Here is a 10,992-nt window from a genome sequence, read left to right as displayed (position 1 = left end):
GTGCCACATTAGCTCACGGGCGAGACGCCCGTGCCACATTAACATTAGTTCACGGGCGAGACGCCCGTGCCACATTAGCTCACGGGCGAGACGCCCGTGCCACATAAATAAATTATTGTGGGGAGTAGGGGTTGGGCTTCTAGCCCGCCCTAAAGATGAAATTTAAGTGCAGTCAGAAAAATGCGGTTGTGGAAACTTACGGTAAAACCTCGATTGCTGGCTGGTTTGGGATTGGCTGTATGTTGTTTTAGCCTGATAATTTTTACTCAGGTTAATACTCCGGCGGCGACTCTTTCTTCTCTCCCCAATAGTTTGCCGAATCCACAGGTTCATCCTTTGCCACCAACGCTAGCAAATTGGCAAGATTCCACGGATAGCGGGGATTATTTTGACCAGGTTAAGCCACCGAATTTTGGTCATTTGTTGTGGTCGAAGTTTCCGATTCAGGTTTATGTTGAGCGTCCAGTTGATGCTAATAAGTCTGAAGAATGGGTGGCGGCTGTGTTGGATGTGGTGCGAGAATGGGGGGTTTATTTGCCTTTGGAAGTCGTGGATAGTTCGGAGGTGGCTGATATTAGGATTTTACGTCGGGCTCCGCCTTTGCGTCAAGGGGTTTTGCGATCGCGCTCAGGAGAGGCTACCTATAAGTTATACGCCCGTCGGGATGGGGATAAAACGGTGTTATCTCATCGGTTTTCGGTTTATTTGAATCCGAATCAAGTGGGGAAGTATATTCCGGCGACGGCGCGGCACGAGTTGGGTCACGCTTTGGGAATTTGGGGCCACAGTTTGATGGAAACTGATGTGCTTTATTTTTCTCAGGTGAGAAATCCTCCGCCTATTTCTGCGAGGGATGTTAATACTTTGAAGCTGGTTTACGAACAGCAGACTCGCTTGGGGTGGGAATTTTAGTTGAAACCATAAATTCCCGGCGATTGGAAATCGCGTCTACACAAACAAAGTCCGCCTTCGCGGACTCTAAGAACACGATAGTTAATAGGAAATATCAGAAAAATGAAAGATGAATGTTTTGGGATTGTGCCGATTTTTGGAAAGGAAGCTGATGCTTTGTTTTTGTTGATTCAACATCAAGCGGGACATTGGGCGTTTCCGAAAGGTCACGCGAATCCGGGGGAATCTCCTGCGGAAACGGCAAGGCGGGAATTTGAGGAGGAAACAGGTATATCGGATTTTGAAATGCTGGATGAGCCCAGTTTTACGGAACACTATTCTTTTGTTAAGGATGGGGAACCGATTGAAAAGACTGTGACTTACTTTTTAGGTTTTGTCAATTCGATGGAAGTTGTTTTGCAAGAGGAGGAAGTTCAAAATTCTGCTTGGCTTTCTTTTGAGGAGGCTGTTAAACGGATTACTTTTGATGCAAACCGCCTAATGTTTGGGGAAGTTAAGGCATATTTGGATGGCAGGAAGTTATACTAATTCTCGCCTCGTCTTTCAACAATAATGAGTGTGGGTTTGTTTGCTGAAATATTGTGTCAGGTGCGTCCCTCAAAGATTGTGGATATTATTTAAGATTTTTGAGGGCGACGCACCCTACATATACTGTTTGCTAAGAAAATTGAGGCAGGATTTAGTATAAGTTCATATCTATAAACCTCTTGCAAAAATAATTGGGACGGGCAAGAAGCCCCACCCACAAGAGTTATTTTTTATTGTGGGATGGGCAACTTGCCCGTCCCATTAATTGAGGGAGGAAAAGGATTTTTGCAAGAGGTCTAATAAACCCGGTAACTTTTGCGATACCGGGTTTATTAAGTGTCAGATTTTATGGGCGAATTCTGCCGCCAATCTGAGGTTATTTGTTGGTTTTCTGGGCTTCGGCGTGGTGTTGCAAGCGAGAGAAAACGTTATAGGCATCGGGGCCGGGAGTATTGTGTTCGACGGCGCCGTCGATGGGGCCTTCGATGGCTTTCCAAGCAGGAATTCCGCCTTTTAGTTCGGCTACTTTTCTAAAGCCTGCTGCGCGGAGAAGATTGGCAGCTTCGGCGGTTTGTTGGTCGTTTTCGCCGTAGATATAGATGTCGCGGATGGGTTCTAAACTGGATTGTGCTCGATCGACTAATTCGTCAATTGGCATCGGTACGGCGCCGGTAATGTGGCTTTTGGTGAAGCTTTCAAAGTCACGGGCGTCGATGATTGTGAGTCCTGGTTCGCCCCAATCTAAACGGGCTTTGAGGTCGTGGCTAGATGCTTGAGCTTTTAAACCGGGAGGGGTGGGAGTAAAGTCGGGAAGTTTTTCTTTGATGTTGGAAATTTGGTCGGGAATAGTTTTCATGGGTAAAATGTTGTTGAATGTTTTGATTGCCATTGCAATGTAACAAGATGTTTAGGTTGAATTCGTCTTTCTAAAGGCAGAATCGGGCATTGAACTAAAGTCGCAGTTACGCTGGTTTGCTGGTTGTTAGCTGCGGTTGGGATCGCTACATTTGTTGAGGTTGCTAGGAAGTAGCGGGCTGTGCTTAAAATGGTTTCGATCGCATTTGGTGCAGAGAATTTGAAGTGTGATCGCTTGTTAGAGTTGGTATTTTATCAAAGAATTCAATTTTAGTCAATGCCTATTATTTTTAAATAAAATTTGCATAAGTTGTGCGTAGCCTCGCGCGGATTTTTGCGGAAAAGTTTAAATGTTGGCCAGCAAGGTTTCTGGTAAAATTTAAGAGTAAAAATAAGTATTTAAAGGTATGGATATGTCTGAGAAAAGTGAAATTGCGGTGCCTATAACTTTGACACCGGAAGAGCAAGCGGTGTGGGATGCGAAGGCTAAAGTTCGGGTACTGCTGAATTTGTGGGATTTGGGCGGTGGGAAGATGATGGTGAAAAAGGGGGATTTGACTAAGCGGATTGTTCGCACTAATGAGACGAGTCAGAGATATCTGGGAGTGCTCGGTGAGTTGCAGGCGACTGGGGCGATCGAGTATTCGCTGGTAAATCGCGTGACGCTGGTGGAATTGACGGCGAAGGGGAAAGAAGTTTTAGCGCAGGGGCTCAAAAGTAAGGATTCTTTGTTTGAGTTTGATGGTTCTCAAATTGGTACTCGGCTGGGAAATTCTTTGTTGAAGTGGATTCGGCATCAGGATAGTGCGGCGAGTGTTGCGGTTGAGAAGGGGAAGGCGGATGTAGGGACGATCGCATCATATAACGATTTTAAGGCTGTGGCGATCGATGTGTATGACAGCTTGAACCGGGATTATAACTTAGACGATTTAGTGCCGATTTATCGGATGCGTCGGGCGATCGGCGAAAGGGTAGGGCGATCGGAGTTCAATGAGTGGCTGTTGGAAATGCAGGCTAATGATATTTTTCAGCTTATAGGTGGTGAAATGACAGACATCACGCCCGATAAAGCTGAAGATTCCATCAAAACTGCACTTGGTGCAGTCCGTTACTATGTCAAACGGCTAAATTCATAAAATTGACCTAAATCCTTTTGTACATTCGTTAACCTCACACAAAAAACCATGACTAATTCTTCTTTTTCTTCCATTGAAGACCTGAACGCCGCTCTTTTAAATCAAAATCCATTTGCTAAACCTCCTTTTCTCAATGCTGGTGATGTTTGGGGCCAGGAATTCTTCGATGTTGAGACAATAAATGCCCACGCCTCAGAAGCTGTATTTCAGGCACTAGCTCAAATTCGTGCTGGTCACTACAAGACAACTTCCATCGCTATAACGGCTCAGGATGGAACTGGAAAAACTCACATTATTAGCCGCATTCGCCATCGCCTACAGGAGCATGGCGGGGGCTTGTTTGTCTACGCTAATAAATATGGTAATATCAATCAAATTAAACAAGGATTTCAGCGAATATTGGCTGAGAGCCTGGGAAAGATTGGTAGAGATGGGGTGAGACAGTGGCAAGAACTAGCAACGGCAATGGCTAACAATGCTTTAAAGGTTTCCAAACCCAATGCTAAACTTTTTGCTCCTCAAGAATTATTTGGCAAATTTAAGGCAGGCACGCCCAAGCAACTAAAAAAGTGGGTTAAGGATCTAACAAAAGCATTTCTGCAAGCGAAAAGTGTTAACGATCCTGATATTGTCAAGGCAATTTTTTGGACACTCTCCGACGAGCAATCACTTTATGCAATCAAATGGTTAGAGGGTCAAGAAGTTGCTAAATACAAAGCCGAGGAGTTGGAACTACCAACTCAATGCCAATCTTTTGAGGCGGTTTTGCAAATCTTAGATTTGATTAGTGAGTACAAGGAACTGGTCATTTGCTTTGATGAGTTAGACACGCCTGATGCCTACGACGATATTAGTGGCTTACACATCAGTCAGATTGTTGCAGGACTAATCAAAGATTTGTTCCAAAATCTAAACCGGGGTTTGATACTGAGTGTAATGATGCCTCCTCAATGGAGCAATAAAATAAAGCAGCTACCTGGGGGAGTGTTCACTAAGGTTTCGGTGCAGGGAAATCCGATTGACTTGAAATACATGGATGCAGAATCAATTGTTAACTTAGTTAGCTTTTGGTTAGACAAATATTATGAACGACAAAACTTAATTCCTCCTGATCCAATTTATCCATTCACTCACATTCAACTTAGCGAGCTTGGCAAAGGCAAACCCACTGCTAGAGAGGTTTTGAAGTGGTGTAAAGAAAATTGTCAGCCTCCTATTTCTACGGGGGAAGGCACTAAAAATCCCGATATTTCTAATCCAGTTGAACTTGCTTTTGTCAAAGAGCTAGAGGAAGATGTAGGAAATTTTTTAGAAGATAATTATCTGCTTGCTGATGCTATTTTATTTGGATTTCAGAGTTTGATTGGTCAGACGGTGGAAAGGGTCACACTTCAGGAAGCTACAGATAAAGTTAAAAAACGTGGAGGCAAGGATGATTACATCAATTTCAAGGTACTTGTCAAAGACAACGGAATAGATGTAACTATTGGAGTTGCAGTGCTTCAGTATGCTGGGGGCAAAGGGTTAGGAGCGGGTTTAAAAAGGTTAAATGATTACCCAACTTTTAATTTAACTCGCGGTTGTTTGGTTCGTTCCCAGAGCAAAAAGATTACTTCATACCTTGAACAAAAGTATCTTGTACCGCTCATTAAACAGCAAGGTGGAGAATATGTTCCACTGAAAGAAGATGAAATCAAACCGCTGTTAGCTATTCGGGCTGTTCATCAGAAGCGCGAAGTAGATTATGGGGTGAGTGAGGAGGAAATTTTCAATTTTATTGCAGAAAAAGGTGCTGAGAAAATGCTAGGGGCTAGCAACCCCTTGCTTAGAGAGATTCTTAGCGATCCGTCCTATGAGGTTCCTACCGATCTGATTGAAGATGAACCCGTAGCTGTAGCGGAGTCTATTATGGATGACTTATCGGAGTCAGAAGAATTAGATAAGTCGTGCGATAATTTACTCAGCCAATTTAATTAAGGCTTCATAAACTATTAACTTTATATTCGAGAACAGTAAATCCATGTCGCTAGTCAACATTGACAGGGCTATCCGTTTACCTGCCCCAGACGTAGAAGCTTTAATCCAAGGGCGAATGATTGCAGCAATAGTTTGGCGAACGTTTAATCCGGGAGAACAATATGCACTTTATCCAACCGATAATTCTAATATGTCCTTGATAAAACCTAAGCAAATGAGCTTGTTTTCAGAGTCAGGGCAATTAGAACTACCCCTCGTAGTTTTAGATAAAGTTTCGATCAAAGCTTGGGCTAGGTGCGAATTTTGCCAAACGCTGAACGATCCAGAATCATTAGAGGCTTTGTCGCTGTTAACAGTCTGGAAAACAGAGGCATTACAGCAAATTCTCCAGCAGCGTCCGTTTATTTTTGTAGCTTACCTGCGGGTTTATTTACTGCCTCAGCCGCTGGAAATGCCAGTGCATCCCAGCGGCAATTTTGTATCTTTGCCAAAATCCCTAACTGTTACTGATGCAACGCCAGTGTTGAGCGAGTCTATCTTTGCCAAACGCCGTCAAAAGCTGGAAAAACTAGAGCCTCCTGAACATCCAGAATTGGAAGAGTTGCAAAGTGCATTAGTGCATTTATCCACCACCAACCCAAAAGCCAAACAACTAGACGCAGAAATCAAAATGTTTCTAGGTTGGAGTAGCGATAAGCCTGTAAAACCCATCAAACCGGATTTAGCTTGGATAAAGACTATAGCAGCTTTAGGAAATCGCAGTATAGAACTAGAAGAAAAAAAAAGCAACTATCAAGCAGGCACAGATTTTGAGAATATCACACGTCAAAGCCTTGAATTTTTAGGATTCAAGATTGAAAATGCCTACAAAGGCGGTGCTGGTGGTTTAGATTTATTTTGCTCCAAACCCTATCCCTTAGTTGGTGAGTGTAAGGCGGGTAGACTTATCCCTAGTCGAACTGCTGAAGAATTGATTAAACTGGGAGGAATGCACTTAAGTCGGGATAAATTTTTAGAATCTACCAAGTTAGTGATTGGCCCTGGCAATCCTTCGGTGGATATGTTGAAAGCAGCACAAGAGTGGAAAGTTAGTATTATCAATGCCATGACTTTACAGAAGCTAGTTGAGTTAAAAGCTAAATATCCAGGTGCTGTCAACTTAGTTGAACTAAAGCCCTATCTAGAAATGGGGCGGCAAATTGACGACAGGATTAAGGATTATATTGAGAAAGTTGAAAGAGAAATTAGGCTGCGATCGCAAATCATACAAGCAGTGAAACAACTTTGCTCAGATAGCGACTTTCCAACGGTTGTTGAGATTAAAGTTCAATACAATGCTAGATTTGCCGCCACTGATTCTAAGCTGACAAACGAATCAGTAAAGGATTTGACTATAGAACTTTCTTCACCGCTGACGGGTTACTTAGGGCGAATTAAAGGAGACAATTCGCAAAGCGATCGCTTTTATTTCCTGCGCGATTTGCTGCTAGATGATTGAGATGCGTCAAGGGCGATTCCCTACGGGATAGTTTCGGCGATCGCACTTTATCCAATTTCCTACACAGCATCAGGATCTACGCCCAATTCTCGTAACCTGGCCGCCAATCTTTCAGCGCGTTGATGCTCCTCTTGGGCACGTTGACCCTCTTCTTGGGCCCGTTGGCGTTCCATTGCAGCTTCCTGTTCGAGTTGCCGCAATTGCGCGTTTTCTGCCTTAACTAACTCCTCTACCAATGGCGGGTTTAGTATTTCATCCACCGATAAAACCAGATCGGGAAATACTACAGACACCATTTCCTCACCAGGCAAGAAATCTGTATACGTGTAACCATCTTCACCTTCAATCAATGCAAAAAGCCGAATTTTTTGCTTGCCCATTTTAGGGTCAACAATGCAATATTCTGGCACATTCGCTAATTCGTACTCTCCGCGTTTAATCACGTAATCTTCGCGGCGATTTTCGCTAACTACTTCTACTACTAACAGCGGCTTTTCATCAAATTCGAGAATGCCTGCACCTGGTCTAGCAGCCGCTTGTTCCAAAAGACTTTGAGTGCAGACAACTACATCGGGAATCCGAGATTTATCTTCATCTGTTCTCACTCCCAGACCCGTTTTTACTACTAAGTCGAGATTGTGTTCAGCTAGGTAACGCTGCAATTGGTAAACTAAATATTCGCAAATTTTGATGTGTAAAACTGTGGCTGTTGGCATCGGGATTAATTTGCCTTTGTACAGTTCATATTTTACATCAGATTCTCCTTGATAAACTCGGTATTCTTCAAAGGTTAATGTCGGCGAAGTATCGAGTTGCTGTTCTGCTAAAACTGGGGCGATCGATTGAGACATAGGTTTTGGTATGAGTTTATCTTGATACAATTCCTATTGTAGATCGGATTACCATTTGGGCGATCGCCTCAACAAGGCTGTAGCTGCCTCACTATCGAGAGGTTTAGAGAAAAAGTACCCCTGACCGTACTCGCAGCCGATCGCCCGCATTTGAGCCAATTGGACGGCGGTTTCGACACCTTCTGCCACTACCTCCATCCCCAAACTGCGCGCCAGCATGACGATCGCCCGCACAATTTCCAAATTTTCCCCCATTTCCCCGATGCGACTGACAAAAGAGCGATCGACCTTCAAAATATTAATCGGGAACTTGTGCAAATAACTCAGAGACGAATAACCAGTACCAAAATCATCAATGCACAAATCAATCCCCAAGTCTCTCAACTGCGAAAGCATCGCCGCCGCCGCTTCCCCATCTTCCATCACCACACTCTCAGTAATCTCCAACTTCAAACAGCGAGCATCAACACCCGTTTCCTGCAAAACTTGCTTAATTTGCTCGATGGATTCCGGTTCCGCAAACTGCCTCCCCGAAAGATTTACTGCTACAGTCAGCCGCGAATTTCCCACAGGTAAATTCAAACTCTGCCACTTAATAATTTGGCGGCAGCTTTCGCTCAAAACCCACAAACCCAAAGGCATAATTAACCCAGTTTCCTCAGCCATCGCAATAAATTCCATCGGGGAAACTAAACCCCGTTCCGGGTGCAGCCAGCGCACCAGCGCCTCAAATCCGATAACTGAGCCAGTTTTCAAACTAACTATCGGCTGATAATAAACAGTAAAAGGACATTCCAATTTTAAAGTAGGCAATTGCGACTTCGGACGCTCCAATCTGCGATCGATTTCACTCATCGGCGAGTTTTCCGCCGCCGTCCCACAGGCAAAATCCACTATCGAATATTTCAAATTTAGTTCTTCAACCGACTCCCGCAAATCGTGTTCCAAGTGCATCAAAGCCACAGCCTGAGTGTGCATCGCACTGGTAAAAACTTCGTAGCGAGCTTTACCGAGAGCTTTGGCCCGGTACATCGCAATATCAGCATCGCGCAAAATATCTCCCGGCCACTGATATTTGTCGGTACTCAAAGCAATGCCGATGCTAGCAGTAATTAAAACTTTATTACCTTCCAAATAAAGCGGTCGTTCGATCGTCTTGAGAATTTCCTTTGCTTGGGCGATCGCCTCATCAACACCTTTAATTTCCTCCAGCAAAATCACAAACTCATCTCCCCCTAGACGAGCCACCGTATCCCCTGGCCGCAAACAAGTCAAGAGACGGCGAGCCACAGCCACCAACAGCCGATCGCCCGTGCGGTGTCCCTGACTGTCATTAATCACCTTAAACCTGTCCAAATCCAGAAACAGCACCGCAAACTGATAGGTTGGATGCCGTTGGGCGCGGGCAAAAGCTTGCCCCAACCTGTCAGTCAACAAAGCACGGTTGGGCAACTCCGTCAGCGCATCGTGCAAAGCATCGTGCAACAATTGTTCTTCAGCCACCTTGCGTTCAGTCACGTCGTGACAGTTGACCACAATTCCCCGCACCGAAGGTTCCTCGAGCAAATTCGTCGCCACCGCTTCCAACACGCACCAGGAACCATCCTTGTGTTTCACTCGGTATTCCGCCATGCCCAGGCTAACTTTCGGCATTTGCATGACACCTTTGAAAACTTGATCCACTATCAGCAATTCGTCAGGGTGAATCAAGTCAAATATAGACCTGCCGAGGACTTCTGCCGTCGGGTAGCCCAAAATCCGCTCTAGGGAAGGAGATACATAGCGGCAAAAGCCTTTATCGTCGAGAATCACAATAATGTCTCTAGCATTTTCAATCAATGATCGAAAGCGCTTCTCGCTTTGCCGCAGCTCTTGTTCCGTGCGCTTGCGATCGGTAATATCGGTATTCATGTAAATCAGACCGACAATTTTCCCTGTAGCGTCTTTAATAGCATCGGCCCGCAGCAACACTTGCAAAGTTTCACCGCTTTTAGTGCGGTTGGTAATTTCACCAAACCAAGAATAACCTTGGGCGATCGTGTCGAGTACCTCCCTGGCCACTGCGGGGTCAGTAAAAACTGCCGATATACCTCCGGCTAGTTTAAATTCCTCTGCCGTGTCCCATTCAAATAGCTGAGAAAACGCTTGATTTTGATAGATGTGAGTGCCGTTCGCATCGCTGATGCCGATCGCGTCACTCGAACTTTCCACCGCCTTGCGAGTCAGCACCAGAGCTTCTTCTGCCCGCTTGCGCTCGGTAATGTCAATCCCTACCAGACAAGCTGCTTTGCCCCGATCGTACTTTTGAGCCACAATCAAATAGTATCCCTCCGACTCTCCTCCGTCGGTTTGTACCTTAACGTTGAGTTCTTTAACCGCTTCCGTAGCGTCATCGGCAAAAAACTCCACCACAAAAGAGTTAAAATCCGAGCTAGCGCCCAGAAAACCAATATCTTGACCGACAAAAGCCGACGGCGGCAAACCATGCAGTTTGGCTAAGTGCTGGTTAACCCCCAAATAGCGCAAATCCGAGCTAATCCAAGATACTGTGCCCGGAACTGCTTCCAAAATCGTTTGCAGTTGGTCGTTAGCTTGCTGCAATGCTTGCTGCACTTCACATATTGGTTCCGCCAAGTCAGATTGAACTCCTACAAAGTGAGTCAAATTAGCGTTGTCGTCTCGCACGGGAGATAGCGATAATTTGCTCCAAAAAGGAGTGCCGTCTTTGCGGTAATTTTTAATTGGTGTCTGGATTTCTCGACCTTGGCGCAAGGCCTCGCGGATTTTAGCTACGGTAGTTCGATCGGTATCCGGGCCTTGCAAAAATCGGCAATTACGCCCCAAGATTTCACTGGCGCAGTAACCCGTCATCCGTTCAAAGGCCGGATTGCAATAAATTATGGGACAATCTGGTGCATTGGCGTCAGCAATGACAATGCCGCAGCTAGTAGCGGCCAGGGCTCGATCGCGCGGCCACAGTGCTTCTGATGCAGTATGGCGATCGTCGGCACTCCCCACTTCACCTAAATTAGAAATTGACTGGTTCTCCCGATCTCCCATCAGCCGAACTTTCAAGCAAACCTTTACAATTTCCGAGTTGTTTCTTACTTTAACGTTTTTCAGGACTCGCGCAACGTAAATTGTATCTTCGCATTTAAGTAAGGAATGAGAATTAAATAACTTCCACAAGTTTGTGGGATGGGCGTCCCGCCCGTCCAAAACGGACGGGCGGGAC

8 protein-coding genes are annotated in these 10,992 nt (G+C 45.1%); 5 read left to right on the top strand and 3 right to left on the bottom strand.

Going from position 1 to position 10,992, the window contains the following annotated elements; all coding sequences use genetic code 11:
* The first annotated feature begins 180 nt into the window (after window positions 1-180).
* Together QT987_RS26270 and QT987_RS26265 are read left to right on the top strand one after the other, a co-directional pair.
* Window positions 181-912, top strand: a complete 732-nt coding sequence (locus tag QT987_RS26270) for a peptidase (RefSeq protein WP_333246091.1) — start codon at window positions 181-183, stop codon at window positions 910-912.
* A gap of 102 nt (window positions 913-1,014) precedes the next feature.
* Window positions 1,015-1,440, top strand: coding sequence for an NUDIX domain-containing protein (locus QT987_RS26265; RefSeq protein ID WP_333200260.1), 426 nt, complete (start codon window positions 1,015-1,017; stop codon window positions 1,438-1,440).
* A 376-nt stretch (window positions 1,441-1,816) separates the two neighbouring features.
* Here QT987_RS26265 and QT987_RS26260 read toward each other — a convergent pair whose 3' ends face one another.
* Complete coding sequence (locus QT987_RS26260) at window positions 1,817-2,329, bottom strand: rhodanese-like domain-containing protein (protein ID WP_333246089.1); 513 nt, start codon at window positions 2,327-2,329, stop codon at window positions 1,817-1,819.
* A gap of 379 nt (window positions 2,330-2,708) precedes the next feature.
* Between QT987_RS26260 and QT987_RS26255 the strand changes: the two genes are divergently transcribed.
* Genes QT987_RS26255 through QT987_RS26245 form a run of 3 tightly spaced genes read left to right on the top strand, consistent with a single transcriptional unit; the run spans window position 2,709 to window position 6,906 of the window.
* Window positions 2,709-3,431 carry a hypothetical protein gene (locus QT987_RS26255; protein WP_333246088.1) on the top strand — a complete coding sequence of 241 codons (723 nt, stop codon included), beginning with the start codon at window positions 2,709-2,711 and terminating at the stop codon, window positions 3,429-3,431.
* A gap of 48 nt (window positions 3,432-3,479) precedes the next feature.
* Window positions 3,480-5,408, top strand: coding sequence for a P-loop NTPase fold protein (locus QT987_RS26250; RefSeq protein ID WP_333246086.1), 1,929 nt, complete (start codon window positions 3,480-3,482; stop codon window positions 5,406-5,408).
* A gap of 43 nt (window positions 5,409-5,451) precedes the next feature.
* On the top strand, window positions 5,452-6,906 hold the full coding sequence (locus QT987_RS26245; RefSeq protein WP_333246084.1) for a DUF1802 family protein: 1,455 nt from the start codon (window positions 5,452-5,454) through the stop codon (window positions 6,904-6,906).
* A gap of 59 nt (window positions 6,907-6,965) precedes the next feature.
* On the opposite strand, the gene QT987_RS26240 is transcribed toward QT987_RS26245, so the two are convergent.
* Window positions 6,966-7,757 carry a Uma2 family endonuclease gene (locus QT987_RS26240; RefSeq protein ID WP_333246082.1) on the bottom strand — a complete coding sequence of 264 codons (792 nt, stop codon included), beginning with the start codon at window positions 7,755-7,757 and terminating at the stop codon, window positions 6,966-6,968.
* Between the two features lie 48 nt (window positions 7,758-7,805).
* Window positions 7,806-10,817 carry an EAL domain-containing protein gene (locus QT987_RS26235; protein ID WP_333246081.1) on the bottom strand — a complete coding sequence of 1,004 codons (3,012 nt, stop codon included), beginning with the start codon at window positions 10,815-10,817 and terminating at the stop codon, window positions 7,806-7,808.
* Window positions 10,818-10,992: the final 175 nt, after the last annotated feature.

The organism is Microcoleus sp. SVA1B4, from assembly GCF_036700545.1.
Taxonomy (GTDB): domain Bacteria; phylum Cyanobacteriota; class Cyanobacteriia; order Cyanobacteriales; family Microcoleaceae; genus Microcoleus.
Note: the sequence above shows the minus strand (reverse complement) of the source record. Positions and strands in the feature narration are given on the sequence as shown.

What these genes read in the sequence shown, in the direction of transcription:
- QT987_RS26270 (WP_333246091.1), top strand. Translation starts at nt 181, where the DNA reads ATGCGGTTGTGGAAACTTACGGTAAAACCTCGATTGCTGGCTGGTTTG.
- QT987_RS26265 (WP_333200260.1), top strand. Translation starts at nt 1,015, where the DNA reads ATGAAAGATGAATGTTTTGGGATTGTGCCGATTTTTGGAAAGGAAGCT.
- QT987_RS26260 (WP_333246089.1), bottom strand. Translation starts at nt 2,329, where the DNA reads ATGGCAATCAAAACATTCAACAACATTTTACCCATGAAAACTATTCCC.
- QT987_RS26255 (WP_333246088.1), top strand. Translation starts at nt 2,709, where the DNA reads ATGTCTGAGAAAAGTGAAATTGCGGTGCCTATAACTTTGACACCGGAA.
- QT987_RS26250 (WP_333246086.1), top strand. Translation starts at nt 3,480, where the DNA reads ATGACTAATTCTTCTTTTTCTTCCATTGAAGACCTGAACGCCGCTCTT.
- QT987_RS26245 (WP_333246084.1), top strand. Translation starts at nt 5,452, where the DNA reads ATGTCGCTAGTCAACATTGACAGGGCTATCCGTTTACCTGCCCCAGAC.
- QT987_RS26240 (WP_333246082.1), bottom strand. Translation starts at nt 7,757, where the DNA reads ATGTCTCAATCGATCGCCCCAGTTTTAGCAGAACAGCAACTCGATACT.
- QT987_RS26235 (WP_333246081.1), bottom strand. Translation starts at nt 10,817, where the DNA reads ATGGGAGATCGGGAGAACCAGTCAATTTCTAATTTAGGTGAAGTGGGG.